Origin of the sequence: Nocardia brasiliensis ATCC 700358, from assembly GCF_000250675.2 — a bacterium.
GTDB classification, from domain to species: domain Bacteria; phylum Actinomycetota; class Actinomycetes; order Mycobacteriales; family Mycobacteriaceae; genus Nocardia; species Nocardia brasiliensis_B.
The window spans coordinates 958,356-983,177 of record NC_018681.1 but is presented as its reverse complement, the minus strand read 5'-3'; the positions used below and the strand labels follow the sequence as shown (position 1 = coordinate 983,177).

At 67.1% G+C, this 24,822-nt stretch carries 26 protein-coding genes and 1 pseudogene; 9 read left to right on the top strand and 18 right to left on the bottom strand.

Translation table 11 applies throughout. From position 1 onward, the window contains the following. The first annotated feature begins 131 nt into the window (after window positions 1–131). The 3 genes from O3I_RS04365 (at window position 132) to O3I_RS04355 (ending at window position 2,941) form a co-directional block, all read left to right on the top strand. The gene (locus O3I_RS04365; RefSeq protein ID WP_237748250.1) at window positions 132–572 is read left to right on the top strand and encodes a hypothetical protein; all 441 of its coding nucleotides are present in this window, start codon (window positions 132–134) and stop codon (window positions 570–572) included. Window positions 573–675: 103 nt separating this feature from the next. Continuing rightward, window positions 676–1,383, top strand: coding sequence for a siderophore-interacting protein (locus O3I_RS04360; RefSeq protein ID WP_014981679.1), 708 nt, complete (start codon window positions 676–678; stop codon window positions 1,381–1,383). Between the two features lie 157 nt (window positions 1,384–1,540). Continuing rightward, on the top strand, window positions 1,541–2,941 hold the full coding sequence (locus O3I_RS04355; RefSeq protein WP_014981678.1) for an alpha/beta hydrolase family protein: 1,401 nt from the start codon (window positions 1,541–1,543) through the stop codon (window positions 2,939–2,941). Window positions 2,942–2,987: 46 nt separating this feature from the next. Here the strand turns inward: O3I_RS04355 and O3I_RS04350 are convergent, their stop codons facing one another. Both O3I_RS04350 and O3I_RS04345 read right to left on the bottom strand, forming a co-directional pair. Continuing rightward, complete coding sequence (locus tag O3I_RS04350; protein WP_014981677.1) at window positions 2,988–4,724, bottom strand: ABC transporter ATP-binding protein; 1,737 nt, start codon at window positions 4,722–4,724, stop codon at window positions 2,988–2,990. Beyond that, the gene (locus O3I_RS04345) at window positions 4,721–6,568 is read right to left on the bottom strand and encodes an ABC transporter ATP-binding protein (RefSeq protein ID WP_014981676.1); all 1,848 of its coding nucleotides are present in this window, start codon (window positions 6,566–6,568) and stop codon (window positions 4,721–4,723) included. Before O3I_RS04345 ends, O3I_RS04350 begins: the two co-directional genes overlap by 4 nt. A gap of 192 nt (window positions 6,569–6,760) precedes the next feature. Here O3I_RS04345 and O3I_RS04340 point away from each other — a divergent pair, with 192 nt between their 5' ends. The 5 genes and pseudogenes from O3I_RS04340 to O3I_RS04325 all read left to right on the top strand — a co-directional run bounded on the left by O3I_RS04340 (window position 6,761) and on the right by O3I_RS04325 (window position 12,959). Beyond that, window positions 6,761–7,207 carry a TIGR03667 family PPOX class F420-dependent oxidoreductase gene (locus O3I_RS04340; protein WP_014981675.1) on the top strand — a complete coding sequence of 149 codons (447 nt, stop codon included), beginning with the start codon at window positions 6,761–6,763 and terminating at the stop codon, window positions 7,205–7,207. A gap of 57 nt (window positions 7,208–7,264) precedes the next feature. After that, window positions 7,265–8,173: pseudogene (locus O3I_RS04335) on the top strand (RluA family pseudouridine synthase); the annotation flags it as partial. A 192-nt stretch (window positions 8,174–8,365) separates the two neighbouring features. Beyond that, on the top strand, window positions 8,366–9,109 hold the full coding sequence (locus O3I_RS43545) for a CPBP family intramembrane glutamic endopeptidase (RefSeq protein WP_065652198.1): 744 nt from the start codon (window positions 8,366–8,368) through the stop codon (window positions 9,107–9,109). A gap of 274 nt (window positions 9,110–9,383) precedes the next feature. After that, entirely contained in the window at window positions 9,384–12,173 is a 2,790-nt protein-coding gene (locus tag O3I_RS42375; protein WP_014981673.1) for a hypothetical protein, read from the top strand. A gap of 249 nt (window positions 12,174–12,422) precedes the next feature. Then, window positions 12,423–12,959, top strand: coding sequence for a hypothetical protein (locus tag O3I_RS04325; protein WP_014981672.1), 537 nt, complete (start codon window positions 12,423–12,425; stop codon window positions 12,957–12,959). Between the two features lie 52 nt (window positions 12,960–13,011). Here the strand turns inward: O3I_RS04325 and O3I_RS04320 are convergent, their stop codons facing one another. Together O3I_RS04320 and O3I_RS04315 are read right to left on the bottom strand one after the other, a co-directional pair. Next, a complete protein-coding gene (locus tag O3I_RS04320) occupies window positions 13,012–15,207 on the bottom strand; it encodes an MMPL family transporter (protein WP_014981671.1) in 2,196 nt (731 codons plus the stop codon). A 34-nt stretch (window positions 15,208–15,241) separates the two neighbouring features. After that, on the bottom strand, window positions 15,242–15,673 hold the full coding sequence (locus O3I_RS04315) for an EXLDI protein (RefSeq protein ID WP_167829100.1): 432 nt from the start codon (window positions 15,671–15,673) through the stop codon (window positions 15,242–15,244). 224 nt (window positions 15,674–15,897) lie between these two features. Here O3I_RS04315 and O3I_RS04310 point away from each other — a divergent pair, with 224 nt between their 5' ends. Then, window positions 15,898–16,227 (top strand): DUF6247 family protein, encoded by a 330-nt coding sequence (locus tag O3I_RS04310; protein WP_014981669.1) that lies wholly within the window; start codon window positions 15,898–15,900, stop codon window positions 16,225–16,227. A gap of 293 nt (window positions 16,228–16,520) precedes the next feature. Here O3I_RS04310 and O3I_RS04305 read toward each other — a convergent pair whose 3' ends face one another. The 14 genes from O3I_RS04305 to rplC form a co-directional block, all read right to left on the bottom strand. Then, window positions 16,521–17,726 (bottom strand): MFS transporter, encoded by a 1,206-nt coding sequence (locus tag O3I_RS04305; protein ID WP_141691823.1) that lies wholly within the window; start codon window positions 17,724–17,726, stop codon window positions 16,521–16,523. A gap of 323 nt (window positions 17,727–18,049) precedes the next feature. Then, complete coding sequence (locus tag O3I_RS04300; protein WP_014981667.1) at window positions 18,050–18,865, bottom strand: phosphatase; 816 nt, start codon at window positions 18,863–18,865, stop codon at window positions 18,050–18,052. Between the two features lie 191 nt (window positions 18,866–19,056). After that, window positions 19,057–19,494 (bottom strand): PIN domain-containing protein, encoded by a 438-nt coding sequence (locus tag O3I_RS04290; protein ID WP_014981666.1) that lies wholly within the window; start codon window positions 19,492–19,494, stop codon window positions 19,057–19,059. Beyond that, window positions 19,491–19,745 (bottom strand): DUF6364 family protein, encoded by a 255-nt coding sequence (locus O3I_RS04285; RefSeq protein ID WP_014981665.1) that lies wholly within the window; start codon window positions 19,743–19,745, stop codon window positions 19,491–19,493. Before O3I_RS04285 ends, O3I_RS04290 begins: the two co-directional genes overlap by 4 nt. 127 nt (window positions 19,746–19,872) lie before the next feature. Beyond that, a complete protein-coding gene (gene rpsQ / locus O3I_RS04280; RefSeq protein ID WP_029892583.1) occupies window positions 19,873–20,145 on the bottom strand; it encodes a 30S ribosomal protein S17 in 273 nt (90 codons plus the stop codon). Beyond that, window positions 20,142–20,381, bottom strand: coding sequence for a 50S ribosomal protein L29 (gene rpmC / locus O3I_RS04275; protein ID WP_014981663.1), 240 nt, complete (start codon window positions 20,379–20,381; stop codon window positions 20,142–20,144). Before rpmC ends, rpsQ begins: the two co-directional genes overlap by 4 nt. After that, window positions 20,381–20,797: a 50S ribosomal protein L16 gene (rplP, locus tag O3I_RS04270; protein ID WP_014981662.1), complete on the bottom strand. Its 417-nt coding sequence runs from the start codon at window positions 20,795–20,797 to the stop codon at window positions 20,381–20,383. Before rplP ends, rpmC begins: the two co-directional genes overlap by 1 nt. A gap of 4 nt (window positions 20,798–20,801) precedes the next feature. Next, window positions 20,802–21,608: a 30S ribosomal protein S3 gene (gene rpsC / locus O3I_RS04265; RefSeq protein ID WP_014981661.1), complete on the bottom strand. Its 807-nt coding sequence runs from the start codon at window positions 21,606–21,608 to the stop codon at window positions 20,802–20,804. Beyond that, a complete protein-coding gene (gene rplV / locus O3I_RS04260; protein WP_029892585.1) occupies window positions 21,609–22,013 on the bottom strand; it encodes a 50S ribosomal protein L22 in 405 nt (134 codons plus the stop codon). Beyond that, window positions 22,010–22,291: a 30S ribosomal protein S19 gene (gene rpsS, locus O3I_RS04255; protein WP_014981659.1), complete on the bottom strand. Its 282-nt coding sequence runs from the start codon at window positions 22,289–22,291 to the stop codon at window positions 22,010–22,012. The genes rplV and rpsS overlap by 4 nt, the downstream gene beginning before the upstream one ends. 15 nt (window positions 22,292–22,306) lie before the next feature. Then, a complete protein-coding gene (gene rplB, locus O3I_RS04250) occupies window positions 22,307–23,146 on the bottom strand; it encodes a 50S ribosomal protein L2 (protein WP_014981658.1) in 840 nt (279 codons plus the stop codon). Window positions 23,147–23,179: 33 nt separating this feature from the next. Continuing rightward, complete coding sequence (rplW, locus tag O3I_RS04245) at window positions 23,180–23,485, bottom strand: 50S ribosomal protein L23 (protein ID WP_014981657.1); 306 nt, start codon at window positions 23,483–23,485, stop codon at window positions 23,180–23,182. Beyond that, a complete protein-coding gene (gene rplD, locus O3I_RS04240) occupies window positions 23,482–24,156 on the bottom strand; it encodes a 50S ribosomal protein L4 (RefSeq protein WP_014981656.1) in 675 nt (224 codons plus the stop codon). The genes rplW and rplD overlap by 4 nt, the downstream gene beginning before the upstream one ends. Next, window positions 24,153–24,818, bottom strand: coding sequence for a 50S ribosomal protein L3 (gene rplC / locus O3I_RS04235; protein WP_014981655.1), 666 nt, complete (start codon window positions 24,816–24,818; stop codon window positions 24,153–24,155). Before rplC ends, rplD begins: the two co-directional genes overlap by 4 nt. Window positions 24,819–24,822: the final 4 nt, after the last annotated feature.

Sequence of the window (24,822 nt, the reverse complement as noted above, 5' to 3'; positions counted from 1 at the left end):
GTGGCCCGCCCTAATATGCATAGGCTTACCTTATATTTATGGGCAGTGCCAGCACTGTGGCGAAGAACCCAGGCGCGGCACCACCACGCCCCAAAGGAATGGAAACGCACATGATCAAGCGCAATGCCCGCGTGACTACCGCAGCAATCGCCCTCACCGCCGCCGCCCTCGGCGCCTTCGGCACGGTGGCCGCCGCCGCTCCCGCAATCGCAGCGCCGTCCATCGTGCGCACCGCCGCGCCGTCGGCGGGCGAGCTCCAGTCCAAGCTCTCGCTCGTATTGAACTCCGGCGCTTCGCGTTCCGCGCGCGCGGCCGAACTCGAGGGCGGCGAGGTCGACCTCGCGGTGATCGAGCGGGTCGGCGGTGTCATGGGCAGCGTGCCCGGCCTGACCTGGGCGGTGCAGAACGCGAACGCCGCGGGCGACACCCTCAATGCCGACCTGATGGTGACCGTGCCGGGCTACGGCACCTTCCCGCCGATCCAGATCGCCTGGCGGCAGATCGACGGCACCTGGAAGCTGACCAGCGAGTCCGTCGACACCATCGCGTACTACGCCGGGCAGCAGCGCTGATCGCGCAGCGCCGCAACGACATCGGGCTCCGTGCCGCGCACGGGGCCCGATGCACCCCGCCCACCACGAGACTTTCGACTTTACTTAGGCTAGCCTTAGCCGCATGGGTAAAGGAGCCAACGGTCTCATCCTGAAGGCGTGGCGGGCGGACGACTATCGCTTCCGGGTCACCTCGACCGAGAGCATCACGGACAAGTACCAGCGCATCGGCTTCACCGCCGGCGGTCTGCTGGCGAACCACCCCGTGCACCCCACGCAGTGGATCAGGCTGTGGATCCCCGACGCCGAGAGCGACAAACTGCACCAGCGCGGCTACACCCTGGTCGATCAAGATCCCGAGAACGACCACTTCTACATCGAATTCGCCCTGCACAGCGGTCCGGCCAGCGCCTGGGCCCAGCGCGCCGCGGTCGGCGACGAGATCGAGGCGTGTGTGCTCGGCTCGAATTTCCGGCTGCCCGAGACGACACCGAGCGAATACGTCGTCTTCGGCGACACCGCGTCACTGCCCGCGATCAACTCGCTGCTCGACGCGATCGGCGACACCCCGGCCCGGGTCTGGCTGGAATGGCAGTACGAATCCGACACCACCCTGCCGGTGCGCAACAAGCCGCATCACCAGGTCACCTGGGTGCAGCGGATCGATGACGGCCGGCTGCTGCGCGAACAGGCGCACGAGATGTCGTGCGCGAACGACGCGTTCGGCTGGGTCACCTGCGACGGTCACACCACGCGGTCCATCGTCAAGACGCTAAAGACCACTCACCAGCTGCCCAAGACCGCGATCAAATCGCAGGCCTACTGGAAGTAGCACACCGGCCCGCCGTCCGGCGGGGTTCGGTTCATCCCACGGGATGACTCGATAGCGACCTGCTGTAGACGCGCGCTGACCTGCCCGTCGGCCAGGCTGGGACCAGGATGCACGACCGGTCTCGCGGGACCGGCAACGGAGCGGGAGGTCACCTGTCATGTCGATGCTGGACGCGTTGCTCGCCGTCGCCGCGTTCGCGTTCGCGGTGACGGCGATCGCCGCCCCGCCCCTCGCCCGCCGGATCGCTCCTTTCGCACTGCCCGCCCTGCTGGCCGGCGGTGTCGCGCAGTGGCTGCTCGAAGGGTTCTACTGGCAGTTCGCACCGACGTATCTGCTCGTGGGCGCCGCCGCCGGACTCGTTGCCCGGCAGGCATTCCGGCGGACGGACCGGCCGGAGACGCGATGGGCGATCGTCGCGCGCGTCACGGTCGGACTTCTCGTGGTCCCCGCGATGGCGGCCTGGGCGCTGCTGCCGGTGCCCGACCTACCGCGGCCGAACGGACAGTATGCCGTGGGCACCGAAATCTTCCGCTGGGTCGATCCGGATCGACCGGAGCCGAGTTCGGACGCACCCGCCGACCGGCGCAATGTCGTGGTGCAGGCGTGGTATCCGGCCGACCCGAACGCACTGGGCCGACCCTCGGCTTATCTCGACGGCCACGGCCGGCTCCCCGACCGGATATCCGTGCTGCCGAGCGCGCTGCTGCGCGGATACGACCGGATCGAGACCCACGGCAGGCTCGAGGTGCCGATCAACCCGGAACGGGACCGCTGGCCGGTGGTGCTGTTCTCGCCGGGATACGGTGCGCCACGGGCCTTTTACACCGGGTTGCTCGCCGACCTGGCCAGTCGTGGATTCGTGGTGCTGGCCGTCGACCATCCGTACGAGTCCGCGGTCACCGAGCTCGCCGACGGCACCCTCGCGACCCCGCGCGAACGCTTTCTCGACAATGATCCGGACCAAACCCGGTATATGACCGGGCAACTCGACGTCCGCACCGCCGATCTGCGCTTCGTGGTCGATCAGCTGAGCAAGCCCGAACGCCTGGGACCGCGCCTCGGCGCGCACCTCGACACCGAACACGTTGCGGCCATCGGCCATTCGTTCGGCGGCGCGGCCGCGGCCGCGGCGGTGGCGCACGACCCGCGGATCAAAGCGGGATCGAACATCGATGGCACGCTGTACGGCACGCTCCCCGAACAGTCGCTGGCCAAGCCGTTCCTGCTGCTGGAGAGCGACCACGAGGAGACCGGGCACAGCGTCGAGTATCTGGTCGGCAACCGGCGCCTGCTCGACCGGTTGCGGGTCGGCGGCTATCGCTACGAGATCGGGCAGGCGAATCACTACAGCTTCACCGACGTGCCGCGTTTCCTCGCCGACCCCGCCCGATTCCTGATGGCCCAGCTGATGGGCGGCTCCCGCGGGCCGCGCGAAACACAGCGCGCGACCAACGACATCCTCACCGAGTTCCTGCAGGCGCCACTGGGACTCGGCCAGGGCGATGTCGGTGCGGCCGCGGCCCACTACCGCAACGTCCACGGCGGGCCGGTGCCATAAGACCTGCTCGCGGTGTCGAATCCGCGAGCAGGTCCAACCTCTTCGATCAGACTGTGACCGGCTCCAGCCGCCATCCGGCGGCACGGGACCGCTCGTTCCAGAAGTCGGCGTAGCGCCCGTCCGCCGCCAAAAGCTCCGCGTGCGTGCCCCGTTCGACGATCCGGCCGCCGTCGAGGAACAGGATCTGATCGGCGTGCGCGATGGTCGCCAGCCGATGCGCGACCACGATCACGGTCTTGTCCTTGGTGAGCTGATGAATCCCGCGCACCACCACCGCCTCGCTGTGTGGATCGAGCGCGCTGGTCGCCTCGTCGAGCAGCACGATCGGCGCGTCCTTGAGCAGCGCGCGAGCGATCGAAACCCGTTGCCGCTCACCGCCGGACAGCGCGACACCGCCTTCGCCGACCGCGGCCTCCAGACCGTCGGGCAGCCGCTGCACGATCTCGTCGACGCGGGCGGCCTTCGCCGCTGCCCAAACCTGCGCGTCGGTGGCATCCGGCTTGCCGATCCGAATGTTGTCCGCCACCGAACGATTGAAGAGATAGACGTTCTGGAAGACCAGCGACAGCTGATCCAGCAGTGTCTCCGACGGCTGCTCCCGCACATCGTGCTCGCCGACGACCACCCGGCCCGCGTCGACATCGTAGAAACGAGCCGCGAGCCGCAGCAGCGTCGTCTTGCCCGCGCCACTGGGGCCGACGATCGCGGTGGTCGTGCCCGCGGGCACGCTGAACGTCAGGTCGGCGACCACCGGCTCGCCGGGGCGGTAACCGAAGCTCACGTTGTCGAACACCACCGCGGGCGCGCCCGGCGTAACCGCCGACTTCGCCTCCGGCAGAACGGGTTCGGTGAGCAGGCCGGTGATCCGGCCGACCGCGCCCGCGGCCGCGCGCAGTCCGTTGGCCAGCTGCGCGGCCTGGTTCAGCGGCTCGATGAACCGCGCGCTGACCGCGATCAGCGCGATCGCGGCGGCGGCCGAGACCGCGCCGTCGGTGAACCGGCTGATCACCACGTAGGCCAGCACCAGGAACACCGCCTGCACGAACAGCGCGAACACGATCAAGCCGGGCACCGCGGTGAACACCATCCGGGTGATCGCCGAACGCTGCTGGTGCAGTGCGGAATCGAGGGCACGGTTGCCCGCGCCGACGGCGCCGAACGCCCGCAGCACCGGCTGTGCCTGTGCGAATTCGACCACCCGCGCGTCCGCCTCGGCGGCTGCGGCGTGCACTCGCTCGTCGGATTTGGTGTAGGCCCGGTTCGCCAAGCTGTTCACCACGAACAGCACGGGCGCCGCCAGCAACATCGCCAGCGAAATGCGCCAGTCGATGAACAGCATGCCCACCGCGACACCGAGCGGAACGATGACACTGTTGAGCACCTTGGCGAGCAGATACGCGACAGCGCCCTGGATTTCCCGCACGTTTTCCACGGCGATCCTGGAAAGCTTTCCGGCATTGGCGGTTTCGAACCAGCCGAGCGGCAACGCGTTCAGCTGATCGCCGATGCGGGTCTGCACCTTCAGCTGCATACCGACCGCGATCCGCAGGCCCAGCACGGCCTGGAGATAACCGAATATCGCGACGCTGGCGACCGCCGCGATCATCAGCAACGCCCAGAACCAGGCCCGGCCGAGGTCGCGATCGAACAATGCCTCGAGCACCGGCACCAGCAGCAGATACGCGACCGCCTGGCTCAGCGCCTGCGCGGTGATCGCCGCGAACAATTTCGGTGTCAGCGGGGCGAACTCGTCGGGGACGAGCCCGAGCAACTTGCGGATCATCGCGCCGCCTCCTTCTCGATGAGGGTGACGGCGCCGAGCGCCGCCTCGTTGATTTCCCACAGGCGCTGGTAGGTGCCGCCGGCCTGATACAGGCTCTGATGGTCGCCCTGCTCGACGATGGATCCGTGCTCCAGCACCAGGATTCGGTCCACGCCGGTGATGGTGTGCAACCGGTGCGCGATGACCAGCACCGTCCGGCCCGCGACGAGCACGGCGAGCGCGTCCTGCACGGCGGCCTCGGATTCCGGGTCGGCGAAGGCGGTCGCCTCATCGAGCACCAGCACCGGACTGTCCGCGAGCAGCGCCCGGGCGATCGAGAGTCGTTGTGCCTCACCGCCGGACAGGCTGGCGTCGACGCCGATCTCGGAATCGTAGCCGCGCGGCAACGCCATGATCCGGTCATGGATCTGCGCCGCCCGCGCGGCGCGCTCCAGGGCCGCGTCGTCGGCGTCCTGATCGGCCAAGCGCAGGTTCTCCCGGATCGTGCCGCGAATCAGCCGCACGTCCTGGAAGACGAAGCCGACGGTGCGATACAGCTCTTCGGTCGAGTAATCGCGAATATCGCGACCCCCGATGGTGATTCGGCCCGAGTCGACGTCATAGAAGCGCGGCACCAGTTTGCCGAGCGTCGATTTGCCCGAGCCGCTCGGGCCGACCAGCGCGGTGATGGTGCCCGGCCGCAGTTCGAGATCGAGATCGCGCAGCACCTGGTGGTCGCTGCGGTAGCCGAAGCCGACCGCCTCGAACCGAACCACACCTTGCTCTTCATCGCCCACCGGTGTGGTGCCGGTCCCGGTCGTCAATTCGGGTGTCTGCTGTAGCTCGTGCAGGCGCAGCGCCGCCGCGCCCGCGGCGCGCAACGCCTGACCGCCGTAGCCGAGGCCGAGCAGGGAACTGCCGAGTCCCAGACCGACCAACAGGAACGGCAGCACGTCGAGCGGGGCGAACCAGTCGAGCCCGACACCCGCCAATCCGGCGACCACGATGAGCACCATCACGAACACCGGGGCGAGCGTGATATCGGACCCGGACTGCAACTGGATCATCGGCGTCTTCCACCGATCGAGGCTGCGGGCCTGACCGTCCGCCGCCGCCTGGAATTCGCTGTGCGCCTTGCCCGCCTGGCCGAACGCGCGCACCACCTGGATGCCGTCTACGAACTCGACGGTCGCCTCTTGGACGCGGCGCTCCCACCGGTTGTAGACGGCCAGCCGATCCCTGCTGTCCTGATCCATCATCTTGCTGAGCGAGATCGCGTACGCCACCAAGGGAATCAGCAGCACGAGGGTGAGCCGCCAGTCGACGGTCACCAGGTAGCCGAGGGTCACCAGCGGCACGATCAGCGCGCCGACGAACTCCAGCCGCGCGTGCGCGACCAGATAGTGCAGTGCTTCGACATCGTCCTGGAGATACTTCTTCACCTCGCTGGAGGTGCGTTCGCCGAACCAGCCGAGCGGCACCCTGGTCAGCTTGGCCGCGAGCGCCCGCCGGACGGTGAGCTGATAGCCGGCGTCCACCAGATGCGACCAGGTGAGCGCGACCGCCTGCAGCAGTCCGCGCGCCAGCAGCACGAGCATCGCCAGCCACACCAGGCGCCACACCCGATCGGTGTCGACCTCGGCGGCGAGCAGCTCGCGACAGGCTTCGACGATCAGCACGAACGGCACGACGGTGCACACCGAGGCCACCGCCATGATCAGGCTCGCCAGCGTGAGCGTGCGCCGGACCGGGGCAAGGATCTCCTTGCGCGCCTGCGCCTCCTGCTTCTTGCGTGCCTTCTGTACCGCTCGGGGCGGTCGGTTCCCCGTCTCCGCCGCAGGCAGCGGCGCGACCTCCACCGTCATATCTCTTCGCCTCTCGACCATCATCAGATGTCTCGCCCGGAATCGGACTCATCCAAACACAGAACGATGCGAGAAGATAGGCTAGCCTAAGTTCGCTGGTCCCTGACCATCCGGGAGGGTGCTCGACCACCGCGCCGACGATTCGTCTCCCGTCCCCGGAATCCCCCCGAGCGGACCGGCGTTGTGCCATCTATGACTACAACGGCCTCCGGCTCCACCCCGGTCCTCGACCCGGGCACCGACTTCGGCGCGCGGGTGGCCGAGCGCCTCGGCACCGAACACGTGCTCTGGCTGACCACCGTCGGCGCCACCGGCACCCCGCAACCCAATCCCGTCTGGTTCCAGTGGCGTGACGACGAATTCCTGCTGTTCAGCAAGCCCGGCCAGGCCAAGCTCCGCAATCTCGTCCGCAACCCGCGGGTCGCGCTGCACCTCAACAGCACCCCGCACGGCGGCGACGTCGTCGTGTTCACCGGCACGGCCAGGATCGACGAGAACGCGCCGACCGCAGCGGAAGTCGCCGCCTTCACCGCGAAATACCGCGACGGACTGGCCGGACTCTCGATGACCGCCGAACAGTTCTACGACGAATATTCGACCGTTGTGCGCATCCGGCCCGATCGGCTGCGCGGTTTCTGAGCCGCGCGCACGGTCCGCCACGGCCGGGAAAACCGGCGGCGACTAGGGTCGATGCCGATGAGAAGGCGGCAACAACCGCCGTTGCCCAAGCGGCACGGCCTCGACCCGGCCCGGCTCCGGCTGCCGGAGGACGGCGACTGGGCGACAATTCGCGACCACCTCGTGGAGCGACTACCGCGGGTGGATCCGGCCCGGATCGATGAGTTGCTCCGCGACGGCGGGATCGTCGACCTCGCCGGGCCGATCGCCCCGGACGCGCCCTATGTACCCGGCGGGGCGGTGTGGTTCCACCGTGACCTCCCGGCCGAGACGGACGTGCCGTTCGAGATCACCATCGTGCACCGCGACGACACGCTGCTGGTGGTGGACAAGCCGCACTTCCTCGCGACCATCCCGCGTGGTCAGCACATCCTGCAGACCGCGTTGGTGCGGCTGCGCCGGGACCTCGAGTTGCCCGAGCTGATTCCGGCGCATCGGCTGGATCGGGTCACCGCGGGATTGGTGCTGTTCATCATCGATCCGGCGCGACGCGGGGCATATCAGACGATGTTCCACAAGCGCACGGTCCGCAAAGAGTACGAAGCGATCGCGCCGTACGATCCCGCGCTCGCCTTGCCCCGGGTCGTCCGCAGCCGGATCGTGAAAGAGAAGCACGTCCTCGCCGCGCAGGAGGTCGCGGGCGAGCCGAACGCCGAAACCGCGATCGAGCTGCTCGAGCACCGCGACGGGCTCGGCCGTTACCGGCTCCGGCCGCTGACCGGGCGCACCCATCAACTCCGGCTGCATATGAACAGCCTCGGCATCCCGATCCTCGGCGACGATTTCTATCCGGTGCTCACCGACAAACCGGTCGACGACTTCACCCGCCCGCTGCAGTTGCTCGCCGCGACACTGGAATTCACTGATCCGATCAGCCGCGCGCCGCGCCGCTTCGAGACCACCCGCACGCTGCAGGCCTGGACCGATCCGGCCCGGACGTCCGGCGCGGTGGCTCGAGCCGCGCCGGGCGTGGCCCACTCAATTGAAACGAGTTCTAGTCAGAGTAGCTCGGGAATGGCGACCGCACACCGAGACCGGTGGATCGGCCGAATTCGGGTAGCCCGACCACAAATGACCGATCGATCAGCACCCCCGGCGACCATCCGTACACTAGGCGGGATGCTCGCACCGGAACTCGCGGACGAGGCCCCGCCCCGCCACAAACTGCACGCCTATCTCGATGTGGCGGTCGTGGTCCTCGCACTGGCGGGCACCAATCTCATCGCCCACTTCACCACCGCCTGGGCGAGCATAGTGACCGTGCCCGTCGCCGCCGTGGTCTTGCTGGCGTTGATGCGCAGACGGGGAATGCACTGGCACGAGCTGGGGCTTTCGCCGCGGCAATGGAAACGCGGGACGCTCTACGCACTCGGCGCCGTAGGTGTGGTGCTCGCCGCGGTCGCCATCGGCGCATTACTGCCCGTCACCCGGCCGTTCTTTCTGGCCGATCGCTACGCCACCATCTCCGGCGCGCTGATCGCCTCGATGATCGTCATTCCGCTCCAGACCGTGATCCCCGAGGAACTGGCGTTCCGCGGGGTACTGCACGGCACGCTCGACCGGGTCTACGGTGCGCGCGGCGTGTTCGCGGCCGGTTCACTGCTGTTCGGGCTGTGGCATATCGCCTCCTCGCTCGGACTCACCAGCAGCAATCGCGGCCTGGCCGGGTTCGTCGGCGGCGGCGTGGCCGGACAGATCGCCGGCATTCTGCTCGCCGTCCTCGCCACCGCGGCCGCGGGCGTCGTGTTCACCTGGCTGCGCCGTCGCAGCGGCAGCCTGCTCGCCCCGATCGCGCTGCACTGGTCGGTCAACGGCGCGGGCGCGCTCGCCGCCGCCATCGTGTGGCACACCACCCTCAGCTGAGCGTTTCCCCGCGCTGAATTCCGCCATCCCTCAGCGGAATTCCCCGCCTCGCGCGGCGTCCGGCTACCGGCGTGTTGCCCGAACCGGTGTGTCGGGAGTGAAAGGTGTGTTTACCGGGACGTTCCGCGGGAGCGCCTTTTCGGTGCGGACAATTTCGCACATGTTTTCGAGCGTCGGCGTTGACCGGGGCCGGTGGCCGGTTTAGTCTCACTCCGATCACACATACGTTCGAGCAAGTAGGTCTGCTGCACGATCTGCTCCGGGAAGGCTCGCGATGCGCGACGAACAATCGACCGGCAGTTCCGAAATCGCCGCGTTGGCGCAGCGGGTCGAAACCGCCCGCGGCAAATTGCCACTGCAACACGATGCCGCCCTGTTCGACGTGTTGTCCGAAGACGAAATCGTGGCGGAGCGCGAACTCGCGGAATGGGTTCGGGCGCAACGACGCAAACAGCGCAAACGCGCCGTCGAAGCGGAACTGGCGGCGGAGAAACGCGACCGGCGCACCGCGGCTCATATTCGCCGATCCGATGAAGACGACGCGCGGTGGCATCGGCGCGCACTGGCCGCGCGGCGGCGCGTATCCAGTCAAGACGCCCGGCTCGCGCAGTTGTACCGGCGGGCCGAATGGTCCTCGCGCGCACTGATCGCGGTGGTCGTGCTCGGCATGGTGTGGGCCGGGGTCAACGTGCAGCACAACCTGGTACCGAGCGGCGACATGTCCGACCCGCTGTACTGGCTGAGCTACGGCATCGAAGCGATGATCTCGATCCCGATCATCACCATCATGGTGGCTGCCACCACCGCCGCCCGCTGGGGCCGCGAACTCGCCCGCGGCAAAGTGGTGTTCTTCGAAACCGCGTTGCTCGGCACCACCATCGCGCTCAACGCGGGACCACATCTGGCCTCCGGCTCCTACGGGCAAGCCGCCGAATACGCGATCGCCCCCGTCATGGTCGGCGTCGTGATCTGGCTGCACGCCTGGGTTTCCGCCCGCTACGCACTACTCATCGACGGCGCGGCCGTGGTCGATCCCGAGCCCGGCATGGTGCGGCGGCAGGTCGAACGGGGATTCCCGCTGGACGCCCCCGACGACCTCGCCTGGCTGCCCACCCGGGAGGCACACAGTGGGCAGTTGAACAGCGGGCGCACCCCGGACGACCGGGCCACCTTCCCGTCCGCCGACGGCGATCAACTGCGCTATTCGCCCGCAGCCGCCGGCCAGGCTACCGACACCCGTGCGGCGGTATCCGGGCTGCGCAGTCCAGCGACCGAGCGCCATGCCGCTCCCGACCAGATGCGCGGTCGCGCCGCCGCGGCCACTGATTCCGTCGTCAACGGACGTGCGGCGCAGGGGCTCACAGGCGTCAATGGTCACGAGCTGGTGCACGCGGCCGGGTCGGCGACGCCGTTGACCAATGGACATTCGTTGCGCGCGACCAATGGTCACGTCCTGCCCGTGGTCGACGAGCAGGTGAGCCACGCGTACGGACCCGCTGGTCCGGTCACCAATGGCCGGGCAGTCCAGGGTCTTTCGTCCAGCGCGCCCACCAACGGCAATGCGGTGCAGGGACTTTCCTCCGCCGACGGGCACCTGGTGCCGCCGTCGACCGAGTCGGCCACCACGGTGGGCGACGGGCGAACGGTGCACGGGACCGACCAGCCGGTGGATCACCCGGCCACGGCCCCCGGTGAGGAGCGAGAGCATGCGAGCCTGGACGACGACGGGCAGCCGCGACGGTTCGCGTTCGAGGCGACCTCCGAGCACGAGCGGACAACGCGCGACACCTTGCCCGACGGTGCGAGTGGATCTCCCGCGATAGCTGCTCCCACTGCCCGAGTGACCAACGGACATGTGGTGCGCGGACTTTCGAGTGGCAACGGGCAGCCCCTGTCGACCTCCGCCGAGCGTGCCGGCTCAGCGACAAATGGGCACGCGTCGCCCGGAACCAACGGACACCGGTTGGATCACGTCTTCGGACCACACGGCGCGGCGGTCAATGGCTCTGCGGAGCAGGCGGTTCCCGATGATCGCCAGGCAGCGCCCGCGTTCCCGACGCAGGATCACGCGCGGACTACCTCCGCCGACCACCCTGATGCGATCCCCGCGGCTGAGCCGAATGCGTCTGGTGCGCCGGAGATAAACGGGTACGACGTGCCGCGTACGCCCGAGCCGAACCAGCACACCACTGATGGGCATGCCGTCGCGCCGATCGACGGGTACACCCGGCCCGCTGAAACACGGCCGGTACAGGCCACACGGCCGATCAACGGCGCCGGCGCACAGCCTGTCTCGGCTGAGCAGCACGGCACGGTGCAGCAGCCCCGGATCAACGGCCACGCTGTGACGAACGGTCACGCCGTCAACGGGCGGACCGGCACGGCCAACGGTCGGCCGCTGACCAACGGGGAAGAGGCGGCCCGCACCAATGGGCACAACGGGACGAACGGGCATGCCATTCCGCTGTTCCCGATGCACGAGGTCGCGCGCGAGCAGACCGGCCCCGGCACTGCGGTGCCGCCGATGAACGAGCCCAGCACCGAAGCGCCGCGCGGCGACGATCCCGAAGAGCCTCACCCTGGTGACCCCATCAGGAAGGCCGCCGCCACCATCGCCGACACGGTCGCCCAGGCGATCTCGGGTGAACCCGCCCCCAAGCCCGCCGGTCGACGGAAGTCCGCTGCGCCCAACGGCGCTCGGGCGGAGGCCGAGATCGAACAGCTGGTTTTCGAGGAACCCGCCGAACCGCCCCGGCCGCGCGCTCGCGTCGAGCCGAGCAGCATCGTCTCTCGCGACCCGATCGAGCCGGAACCCGAGATGTTCGACGACGAGGACGAAGACGAGTTCGACGAGGACAACGAGATCGCGGTGATAGCGCACGAAATCGTGCGGCGTCGTATGTCGAACCTGCCCGCCGCACAGCTCGCGGAGATCCTGCGCCTCGCCGACGAGGCATGGGCGACACCGGGTATCGCGAACGAGGTCGGCGTGTCCCGCGCAGCCGTCGATCGTGCCGTCGAGGCGGCCATGAAGGTCCGCAGGCCGTACGCGATCAGCGGTTAGCCGGCACTTCCCGCACCCCTTCCGTCCTCCCACACCCGAAACCGCATGCCAGAGCGGGTGCGCGGACACAGAAGGGGTGCGTTTGCGTTCGCACCGCGATACCTCCGTCACACCGTCTATACGGCACCGTATATCGCGCGCTAACCTCCATCTATACGCAACCGTATAGATGGGTCGAACGGATCGTCGCACGCGCCGACCAGGTCGATCCGACGCCGGAAACGGCGTTCGCAGTCGAAGGAGCCTGCCTTGCCGAATCAGTCCACCATCCACATCGGCAACCGAAAAGACGCGCCCGCAAGCGAGTTCGAGCCCGTCGTGCTCGAACTCCAGGACATTCCCGCTTCATTGCGCGCGCTCGGCACCCTCGCCGACGCCGATTACCTCGACGCCTTCACCCTGAGCACCAACGCAGGCCCGAAGTGGTCGCCGGACCAGTGGGCGCATGCGGCCTTCGAAGACGTCGCAGGCCTCGGCGGACAATTCATCTGGCGGGTGCTGCTCGGCATGCGGCTCGCGTGGCGGCGCTCGTCCGCGCATATCGCCGGATGGCGGATCGTGGGGCACGGGGACGACTGGATCCGGCTCGAAGCACACTCCTGGATGCTCGTCGGGCAGCTCGTGATCAGGCTCAAGGACCATCAGGTCACGCTGCTGACGATCATCCGATACGACCGCCCGCTCGCCGCGACCATCTGGCAGCGTTTGTCCGTCAAGCATCGCGGGCTGGCCCCCGGCCTGCTCCGCGGCACCCTCGCGAAACTGACCGCGGGCTCACACGACTGAACGACGAAGGCCGCCCTCCGGATCAACCAGAGGGCGGCCCTCGCCATTTCGACTACGGCCGTCGCTCACCGGCGTTCGGCCAGCCACCGCCCGCGGGAGCGGGATCGTGCCTCGGGTCCGGCCACTCACCACTCCCGGTGGCAGGGTCCGCACCGCCGGGCCGCTCGTCCCCGTGCCCCGGCCACCAGGCCCGATGCCCGAGCAGCGCCGTCAGCGCCGGCGTGAAGAACATCGCCATCACGAAGGCGGCGATGCCGATACCGACCGAGATGGCGAAGCCCATCTGCGAGAGCACATTGTTGCCCGCGAGCATCATCGAGGCGAACGTGCCCGCCAGGATCACGCCGGCCGCCGCGACCGTCGGGCCGGTGTGCCGCAGGCTCAGTGCCGCAGCCTGTTTCGGGTCATGGCCTTCGCGCGCTTCCTCCCGCAACCGGGCGACCATCAGGATGTTGTAGTCGGTCCCGAGCGCGACGACGAACAGATACATGATCAACGGCAGGGTGAAGATCAGTCCGGAATTCCCCTGGATGTGCTGGAACACCAGCACCGCCGCGCCGAGCGTCGCAGCGAAGCCGAGGAACACCGAGGCCATCAGATACCACGGTGCGACCAGGCTGCGCAGCAGCAGACCGAGCACGATCATGATCAGAATCGCCGCCACCGGGAACACGATCAGATAGTCCCGATTCATCGCGTCCTGGAAGTCGACGAAGACCGCGGTCAGCCCGCCGACGGCTGCCGTCGTGCCGGCCGGAGCCGCCGCGTGCGCCGCATCGCGCAGCGGACCCTCGACCGTTTCCAGCGCGGCATCCGATTCCGGTGCGGCAGTAAGGGTTACCTGGAACTCGGCGATCGCCTTGTCCTGGGACAACCGTGGCTCGCCCACCTGTCCGACGCCGGACACCTCGGTCAGCGCGGAGCGGAAGGTGGTGAGCTGCTCGACCGTCAACGCACCATCCGAACGGAGCAGGACATCGGAAGGTTGCGTGGCGCCGGCAGGCATGCCCTTGAGCAATTCCTTGTTGTAGACCACCGATTCGGAGGCGTCCGAGGTCGAGCCGGAGCTGAGGTCGAAGGTCGGGTTGAATCCGACAGCGAGAATGCCGAGCGCGACGAGCAGACCACCGGAGGCCAGCGCGAACGCGGCGGGACGCCGCCCGAGCGCCGCACCGATCGCGGCGAAGCGCGCCCCCTTCGGCTCGGCCTGCCAGGCCTTCGACGGCCAGAACACCTTGGTGCCCAACAGCGAAACGACCGCGGGAATCAGCGTCAGTCCGGCGAGCAGGGCCACCGCGACCGCGATCGCCAGCGCCGGGCCGAGCGCACGGAACATGCCCAGGGTGGACAGCGTCAGCGCCATGAAGGCGATGATCACGGCGCCCGCTGCGGACGTGATCGCCTCGCCCACCCGGGTCACCGCGCTCACCATCGCGGTCTTGGGATCCTCCCCCGCCCGCAGCCGTTCCCGGTAGCGGAACATCAGGAACAGGATGTAGTCGGTGCCGACGCCGTACAGCACGACGAGCAGGATGGCGGTGACCGAACTGTCCACCTGTAGATCGAAAGCCTTGGCCACCATGGCGATCAGGCCGTTCACCAGGCTGGAGACCGCGCCGATGGTGATGATCGGCAGCAGCGCGATGACCGGGCTGCGGAAGATGATCAGCAACAACACCAGGATCAATGCGATCGTGGCGATGCCGATGATCGCCATGCCCTTCTCGCTCGACTCCGTCTGATCGAGCATCTGCGCCGCTTGACCGGTGATGCCCGCCTTCAGGTCGCTACCGCGCACCTGGTCCTGCAACGCGGTGCGCAACGCCTTGACCGCGTCGCTCTGCGTGGTATCGCCCGCGCTGGTCACCTTGGTCATCTGCACCGCGATGATCTGGATGAGCTTGTTCTCCGAGGGCGGGACCACCTGTAACCCGGTGACATCCTTGATATTCGCCGCAGTGAGCTTTCCGCCGATCGCCGCGACCGAGGCCGCGTCGCCCTCGCTCAGCGGCGCCTCGTCGGCTCGCTCGAACACGATGATCGCCGCGGGGGCCGCGCTCTGCGGAAAGGCCTGCTGCTGCATTTCCATTGCTTGAATGGATTCGTAATGCGAAGGCAGGAACGCGGATTGGTCGGTGGTGGACTTCAGTTGCGGTGCCGCCGCGACCACGCCGACGATGATGAGCAGCCAGAGACCGATCACCTTCCACGGATGGTGAACAACCAGGCGCCCGAGTCGAGCAAACATGGGGGACAGTTCCTTTCGGTATCCGAGCCGTGGCTCAGATGTCGAGATCCTCGATAGGGGGATGTTCGTTCACCGCGTCGAGCGTGCGGAAGATCTTGGGCGGGACCAGATCTCGCAGCTCCTCGACGGTGTCCACGATGTCGAGCGCGTAATCGCTCCAGGCGCACCGTTCGAGATCCAAGCCGCGCCAATTGGTCTTCTTGAGTTCCTGCACCCAATCGCTCATCAGCGACAGGTCGGTCCAATCGGCCGCCTGCCGATGCACGACGTACTTGCCTTTCTGGGTCGCGTAGAGCCGAACGAGCTCCACACCGGTTTTGCTGAACTGCTTCGCCTCACCGAGCTTGCGCCCGTGAAAACGCTGCTTACGCGCCCCGCCTGGCCCGACTGACAGCACGACCTCAGGCAGTTCCGCCGACTCCTTCTGGAAGTCGACCACCTCCACCTGCTGCGATTCCTCAACCATGATCAACTCCATTCGTCGATGCGCATACGCGCATAGCTCCGTTCACGACGCACCAGCCACCCCGACCCCCACCTCGTCCAACCCGAGACGGTCAAGCACCCTCCCCCGCCGTCCGACTCACTATAAGTAGATGTATACGTATAACGCAAGACCCAAACCAAACCCACCAGCTCTGGACACCACAACCCCGTGATCACTACCGCCGTCCGGCTATCGTTAGTGGCATGACCGCCACGTATGCCTACGACGAACAGCCGAGCAGTGGACACCCGCTGCGCCCTGGCGCGTCGCCACAGGACATTCGCTCGGCGTTACTACCTACCGACCGCGCAGAGTTCGACATCGCGTACGAGCTAGCCCTGGTCGAAGCGCGGAAGAGTCTCGACCTGACCGAACTCTTCCGCACCCTCGAACTCTGGCGGCGCACCGCACTTCTGCAAAGCGACCGCGAAAGCTATCGCAACATCGTGCGTAAAGCGGCCGAGCTGCTGACGGGTGCCGCGATCCCCGAAGATGAACCGCTGGAAGTCACCCGCGCCAAAGCCGGCATGTAGGTGTACAGAGTTGAGAACGATCCTGACGTAGCTCAGCAAATCGCAGCCCTCCCGATACCCGCACTCGCATCGTTCGCTGAACTACGAGTCACTCTCGAAGTCAGCCCGTGGAGCGGCGATTCGGTCAACCGGGCGAATCCCGATGCGCCGGTGCGAACGCTGCCGTTCGGGATGCACCACGAAGGACTCGCGACCTACCTCGTCGTAGAACAACGCCGCGAGGTCCACCTGCTCATGGTCCAGTGGATCGGTGACCTCGACTGATTCCGCAGCAACCGTGTCGAGCAGACGGTTCAGGATGCGATTCCGCCGACCGGCGAGGGGTGGTCTTTGGGGGTGGGGTGGCGGCGGTTCATGAGGCGGACGAGGAGGGCTAGGCCGGCGCCGAGGGCAATGCCGAGGAGGGCTGCGGCGGCGAAGCCGGCGGAGAAGCCGCCGGCGTCGATGGCCACGCCGGCGAGTGAGCTGCCGATGCCGTTGCCGAGGGTGAGGGCGGCGCCGTGCCAGCCGATGGCTTCGCCGCGGCCTCCCTCGGGGACGATGCGGCTGACCTGATCGAGCGAGGCGGTGACGGTCGGTGCGCAGAACACGCCCGCGATGAGGCCGGTGATGGCGAGGGAGATCGGGCCGACGGCGAAAGCCATCGGCAGAGTGACCACACCCAGGCCGAAAAGGAGCAGATAGGTGGAGATCGCGCGGTGCAATGCGCCGTAGACCAGCCCGCCGATGATCGACCCGAAACCCCAGATGGCCAGGACGATGCCGAGCCACTGTTGCGCGTCGAACTCGCGCATCGCGGAGACGAAGGTCAGCTCGGTCGCGGCGAGTACCGAAATGGCAACGCTCGCACCGACACACAGCGCGACGAACTCGACGCGGAACCAGCTACGACGCGGTATCGCGGGCGCATCGGCGGCGGGGTCGGCCGAGCGCAGCGGCGGATTCATGATCCACAGCAGCACGCCCGCGAGCACGAGACCCATTTGCGCACAGAACAATACGACCGTCGTCGACCAGATGCTCGCGGCGGCGACGCCGATGATCGGACCGACCATGAAGGCGGCCTCCACCGATACCGCTTCCAGCGCGAGCGCGGGCTGCCGGTTCTGCTCGGTGGTCGCGGCGATCACCGCCTGCCGGACCACGGAAAAGATCGGGACACTGAACAATCCGGCGATCGCGGCCAGAATCAGCAGCGGCACGTAGTCGACGAACGGCGCGATCGACCAGCACACCGCCTCGATCACGATGGACGGCAGGATCGTGCGCCGCAACCCGAACCGGTCCAGCAGGCGGCCGCGCCACGGCCCGCTGAGCGCGATGCACACGGTGACGACCGTGCTCAGCGCACCGGCTTGCGCATACGATCCGCCCAGCGTCTGCACCACATGCAACGCGAGCAGCACGGCTCCCGCGAAGAACGGGATTCGCACCAGCGATCCGAGCAGGAGAACATTGCGCACCGCCGCGCTCGCCAAAACCACCCGATACGCCCGCACCGACCGAGCTTGGCACGCGCCGGGCACCCTCCGCTACCGATTTATCCCATGAATTTCTGCCACCCGCGCGAACGCGCTGCGGGCACCCCGGCAGCACGCCGACGACGCTGCGGCCGAACACCGAAATCGCGGACAGTGGCCATGCGGGCAGGCGCCAGATCGCCCGGCGGAGCCCGGTTCTCACGCATCGAGGTCGCGGCGCTCGCCCGCTGTGCCGAATCTTCGCCCCTCCGGACGACCGCGGCCGCCTGGTGCGGCCGATCGACGCCGCGCTCGTGCGCGTGCCCGGCCGCGGCGCCCTCGGCGCATGACTCCCGGACGCGTCAGGAAGCCAGACCCGCGCGGTCGAGCAGGTAGGTGGTCAGCGGCTCGTAGTACTCGGGGAAGACACCGTCGTCCAACGGGACGGTGACAGCGATCTTGCCTTCGGCGTGCCCGGCGAAGAGCGCGGGGTCGTTCGAGTCGGCGAAGCCGACGGTGTCGATACCGGCTTCGCCTGCCGCGCCGGCCCAGCCGTGGTCGGCCACGACGAGGTCGGGCCAGCCCGCTCCGTCGGCGAGTTCGTGCAGCATCGCCTGCATCGGCTGCGGGTCGTGCGTGTGTTTCAGGTAGCCGTTGGTGCCGAGCGCGGCCACCCGCGATGTGTAGACGATTTCGCGACGGGCCGCGCCGTTGGGCGTGGCGATTCGATACGACCATCCGGCGGCGGGCGTCAGGACCGTACATCCGTTGCCGCGCAACGCATCCTCGATCGCGCGATAGACACCCATGAGCGGCCCGGGATGTCCGGTCGCGAGCAGCACCGTTTCCTGGCGGTCGGCGGCGCGGCCGATGCGGGCCCCCATTGCGTCGAGCGCGTCGAGGGTGAGTTCCGGGTCAATGGTGTCCTGCCCGTGCCGATGCCGCGGATCCGGGTTGACGCCGCACAGTTGCGCCATCATCGCCAGCGTTTCGGTGAATGTCCAATCCTTCAGCGCCAGCCCGAATTGGTAGGCCGGGTCTTTGTCGACCATCCTGCGGTAGTGCGCCAGGTTTCCTTCGCGGGGTGTCGCGACCTCCCCGGCGATCTTCGCTTTCAACAGGTGCTTACGCAGCAACATCCGGTCGTTGGACTGTCCTGCTTCCCGCGTGGATTCCACTGGTCACACCTCCGCATCGACCGACTGCGCGAGCGGCGGTGCGCTGAGCCCCGACCTGCCGCAACACAATCCGACAGTACAAGGCACGACGGACATCCCGCAGAACGTCGGCATATCACAGGCCGAGTACGGCATGTAGATTTCGAATTCGGCGACAACTCGAGTCGGTGCGAACTCCGCGGCGAACAAACCTATTTCGGCAGATCGACAAACGGATTGCGCACTTCCAAACCCGCGAACTTCCGCCCGTGCTGGAGATCTTCCGACAGCAGGTACTTCGCGCCGGACTGCACGGCCGCCTCGACGATCAACGCGTCCCACCAGGACACGGTGTGCGTCTCCTGAAGGAATGAAGCGCTCACGACGACCAGCGGGTCCATGTCGATGGCGCACCATCCGCTGTACAAGGCGACTATGCCACGGGCCTTCGCCTGACTCATCCGCGGCGTCAGCTTACGAGTGGCAATGTTGTAGAACTCCTGAAGTACCTGAGTACTGAGGGCGCCGGTTTTGCGACTCCACAGGCTCTCCAAGATGGTCTGCGCAATCTGATGATTTCGACCGGCATCTGTATCGTGCGCATAGACGAGGACATTGGTATCAATGAAGGTGCGCCCCAAGTCCGTCACGAGTACCTGCGCTCCCCCCGGTCATACAGCTCGTCGCGGCTCCAGGTGATAGTCCCACCATGCCCTGTCGCCTCCGCCATCGCTTGCAATGCAAGCTTTTTCGCATACTCGTAGCGATCGACATCTTGGGCGAGCTCGCGCACCTGCTGCGCAAGCAGCGCGCTGATGGAAGTACCCCGATGGGCAGCGATCAGCTTTGCCTGCGCGATCACCTCTTCATCCAGCTGGATGGTCAGGTTCCTTTTGGACATGCCACAGGATATCACGTGGAGCACGTGAGAATCACGTGGATTGCGGATCATGCACCGAACGACCGCAACGACAAAGGCCCGCCTCCCGAAACGGGAAGCGGGCCTTCGACATTCGGATCGAAGCGGCCTACTTGGCCTTCTCCAGCACCTCGACCAGACGCCAGCGCTTGGTGGCCGACAGCGGTCGGGTCTCCATCAGCTGGACGCGGTCGCCGATGCCGGCGATCTCGTTCTCGTCATGCGCCTTCACCTTGGAGGTGGTGCGAATGATCTTGCCGTAGAGCGGGTGCCGGTTACGGTCTTCCAGCTCGACGACAATCGTCTTGTTCATCTTGTCCGAGACAACGTAGCCGGTACGAACCTTGCGGCTGTTGCGCTCTTCCACTTTCTGCTCGCTCATGCCGCGTCTCCCTTGTCAGCGGGTCCGGTGGCCAGACCGAGCTCGCGCTCGCGCATGACCGTGTAGATGCGCGCGATCTCGTGACGGACCACGCGCAGCCGACGGTTGTTGTCCAGCTGACCCGTCGCCATCTGGAAGCGCAGGTTGAACAGCTCTTCCTTGGAGTCGCGCAGCTTCTGCACCAACTCTTCTTCGGTGAGCTCGCGGAGCTCTGCGGCCGGTGTTTCAGTAGCCATCAGAACTGCTCCTCCCTGGTCACGATCCTGCACTTCATCGGGAGCTTGTGCATCGCGCGGCGCAGGGCCTCGCGAGCGATCTCCTCGTTGGGGTAAGACATTTCGAACATCACGCGACCGGGCTTGACGTTCGCGATCCACCACTCCGGCGAACCCTTACCGGAACCCATGCGGGTCTCGGCAGGCTTCTTGGTGAGCGGGCGATCCGGGTAGATGTTGATCCAGATCTTGCCGCCACGCTTGATGTGGCGGGTCATCGCGATACGCGCCGACTCGATCTGCCGGTTGGTCACGTACGCCGGCTCCAGCGCCTGGATGCCGAACTCGCCGAACGCCACCGAGGTGCCGCCCTTGGCCATACCGGAACGACTCGGGTGATGCTGCTTGCGGTGCTTGACCTTGCGAGGCATCAGCATTGCGTCAGCCCTCCTGTGTCTCTGCCGGTGCGTCGGCCACCACGGTGGCGGCGCGTCCGGCCTCGGTGCTGGTCGCCGTGGTACCGGCGGAACCGGAGCGACGCGGGCGAGACGGACGCTCACGGCGCGGACGATCGCGATCGCCACCGGCCGGCGCGCTCGCGGCAGCCAGCTCACGCTTGCCACCGACGATGTCGCCCTTGTAGATCCAGACCTTCACGCCGATGCGACCGAAGGTGGTCTTGGCCTCGTAGAGGCCGTAGTCGATGTCGGCGCGCAGCGTGTGCAGCGGCACCCGACCCTCGCGGTAGAACTCCGAGCGCGACATTTCGGCGCCACCGAGGCGGCCCGAGCACTGCACGCGGATGCCCTTGACGTTCGGCGAACGCATGGCCGACTGGATGGCCTTACGCATCGCGCGACGGAACGCCACACGGTTCGACAGTTGCTCGGCCACGGCCTGAGCAACCAGCTGCGCATCCGACTCGGGGTTCTTGACCTCGAGGATGTTCAGCTGCACCTGCTTCTTGGTGAGCTTCTCCAGCTCGGCGCGGATGCGATCGGCCTCGGCGCCACGGCGGCCGATGACGATGCCCGGACGAGCGGTGTGGATATCAACACGGACGCGATCCCGAGTCCGCTCGATCTCCACCTTGGAGATGCCCGCCCGCTCCATGCCGGTGGCGAGGAGCTTGCGGATGGCGACATCTTCCTTCACGTAGTCCGCGTACTGCTTGTCCGCGTACCAACGCGACTTCCAGTCGGTGGTGATACCGAGGCGGAAGCCATGGGGGTTGATTTTCTGTCCCATTTACTTTGCCCCTCCCTTCCGGCGGTTACGAGTTGCTGCTCCACCGGCGGCGGGGATGCTCTCGACCTCGATGGTGATGTGGCTGGTGCGCTTGCGAATACGGAACGCACGGCCCTGGGCACGCGGCTGGAACCGCTTCATGGTCGCGCCTTCGTCGACGTAGGCAGTCGAGATCACCAGGGTCGACGGGTTCAGGCCGAGGTTGTTCTCGGCGTTGGCCGCGGCACTGGCGACGACCTTGGCGACCGGCTCGCTCGCGGCCTGCGGCGCGAACTTCAGGATCGCCAGGGCGTCCTCGACGCGCTTGCCGCGGACCAGGTCCACGACACGGCGTGCCTTCATCGGGGTTACGCGAACATGCTTCGCCGTCGCGCGGGCGGTCGGGTTCTGAGTCTCAGTCGTCATCGCCGCTTGCTCTTCCGGTCTTCCTTGACGTGGCTCTTGAACGTCCTGGTCGGCGCGAACTCACCGAGCTTGTGCCCGACCATGTTGTCCGAGATGAACACCGGCACGTGCTTGCGACCGTCGTGGACGGCGAAGGTGTGACCGATGAAATCGGGGATGATGGTCGAACGACGCGACCAGGTCTTGATGACCTGCTTCGTGCCCTTTTCGTTCTGCACGTCCACCTTCGCGAGGAGGTGGTCGTCGACGAACGGGCCCTTCTTGAGGCTGCGTGGCATTTCTTACCTCCTCCTTCAGCGCTTGTTCTTGCCGGACTTGCGGCGGCGGACGATGAGCTTGTCGCTCGGGCGGTTGGGCTTGCGGGTGCGGCCTTCCGGCTGACCCCACGGCGAGACCGGGTGGCGGCCACCGGAGGTCTTGCCTTCACCACCACCGTGCGGGTGGTCGACCGGGTTCATGACGACACCACGGACCGTGGGGCGACGACCCTTCCAGCGCATACGGCCGGCCTTGCCCCAGTTGATGTTCGACTGCTCGGCGTTGCCGACCTCGCCGACGGTGGCGCGGCAGCGCACGTCGACGCGGCGGATTTCACCGGAGGGCATACGCAGCGTGGCGTAGGTGCCTTCCTTACCGAGCAGCTGGATGCTGGATCCGGCCGAACGGGCCATCTTCGCGCCACCGCCCGGACGCAGTTCCACGTTGTGGATCGTGGTACCGGTCGGGATGTTGCGCAGCGGCAGGTTGTTGCCCGGCTTGATGTCGGCCGTGGGGCCGGACTCGATCGGGGTGCCCTGCACCACGCCCTTGGGCGCGATGATGTAGCGCTTCTCGCCGTCCACGTAGTGGAGCAGCGCGATGTTCGCGGTGCGGTTGGGGTCGTACTCGATGTGCGCGACCTTGGCCGGGATGCCGTCCTTGTCCAGCCGACGGAAGTCGATCAAACGGTAGGCGCGCTTGTGGCCGCCACCGCGGTGCCGAGTGGTGATGCGACCGTGCGCATTACGACCACCCTTGCTGTGCAGCGGACGGATGAGCGACTTCTCGGGGGTCGACCGAGTGATCTCAGCGAAGTCCGAAACGGACGACCCGCGGCGACCCGGGGTTGTCGGCTTGTACTTACGAATTGCCATGAGTTCTTCTCTGCTTTCTGGATTCCCGTCCGCTTACGCGACCGGGCCTCCGAAGATCTCGATGGGCTTGCTGTCGGCCGAGATGGTCACGAGCGCGCGCTTGGTGTCCTTGCGCTTGCCGTAACCGAAGCGGGTCCGCTTGCGCTTGCCCTGACGGTTGGCGGTGTTGACGCTGGTGACCTTGACACCGAAGACCTTCTCGACGGCGATCTTGATCTGCGTCTTGTTGGAGTCCGGGTGCACCAGGAAGGTGTAGGTGCCTTCCTCGATCAGTCCGTAGGACTTCTCGGAGATGACCGGCGCCAGCAGGATGTCGCGGGGGTCGGCGATCGTGGTCACTTGCTCTCCTCCTGTGCTGCCTCGGCCGGGCCGTGCACAAAGGTGTTCAAGGCCTCGACGCTGAACACCACTTCGTCGCTGTAGAGCACGTCGTAGGTGTTGAGCTGGTCCGGTGCGATGGGCTGCACGTGCTCCAGGTTCGCCACGCTCTTCCACGCGGCCAGGTCCTCGCGGCCGACAACGACCAGGAACTTCTTGCGGTCCGACAGCTCGGCCAGGAAGGTCTTGGCGGTCTTGGTCGACGGGGTCTGCCCGGCGACCAGTTCGGTGACCACGTGGATACGTTCGTTGCGCGCCCGATCGGAGAGGGCACCACGCAGGGCGGCGGCCTTCATCTTCTTCGGGGTGCGCTGGCTGTAGTCGCGCGGCTGCGGGCCGTGCACGGTGCCACCGCCGGTGAACTGCGGTGCGCGGGTCGAACCCTGACGGGCGCGGCCGGTGCCCTTCTGGCGGTACGGCTTCTTGCCACCACCGGACACCTCGCCACGCGTCTTGGTCGAGTGCGTGCCCTGCCGGGCCGCGGCCAGCTGCGCGGTGACGACCTGATGCATCAGGGCGACGTTGGCGGTCACGTCGAAGATCTCCGCGGGGAGTTCGACGGTGCCATTGGTCTTGCCGCCCGGCTCTTTCACCGGCAGCGTGAGGTTGGCCTTCTTCTCGAGGCTGGTCATGCGTGCGCACCACCCTTCACGGCGCTCTTGACGACGACGACGTTGCCGCGACGACCAGGGACGGCGCCCTTGATCAGCAGCAGGCCGTTCTCGACATCCACCTTGTGAACCGAGAGGTTCTGGGTGGTGACACGGTCGTTACCCATCCGACCCGACATGCGCATGCCCTTGAACACGCGGCCGGGGGTGGCGCAACCACCGATGGAACCCGGGCGACGGTGCACGGCCTGTGCACCGTGCGAGGCGCCCTGGCCGGCGAAGCCGTGCCGCTTCATGGTGCCGGCGAAGCCCTTGCCCTTGCTGGTACCGGTGACGTCGACGTAGGTGCCCTCTTCGAACACGTCGGCGTTGATCTCCTGGCCGACCTCGAAGGTGGACGCGTCGGCGACGCGGATCTCGGCGACGTGGCGGCGCGGGGTGACACCGGCCTTGGCGAACTGGCCGGAGACCGGCTTGTTCACCTTGCGCGGGTCGATGGCGCCGAAAGCGACCTGGACGGCGCTGTAGCCGTCGCGCTCCACGGTGCGGATCTGGGTAATAACGTTCGGTCCGGCCTTGATCACGGTCACGGGAACGACGCGGTTCTTCTCGTCGAACACCTGGGTCATGCCGAGCTTGGTGCCCAGGATGCCCGCCGCAGGCCTGTTCTTGTTGTCAGTCATATCT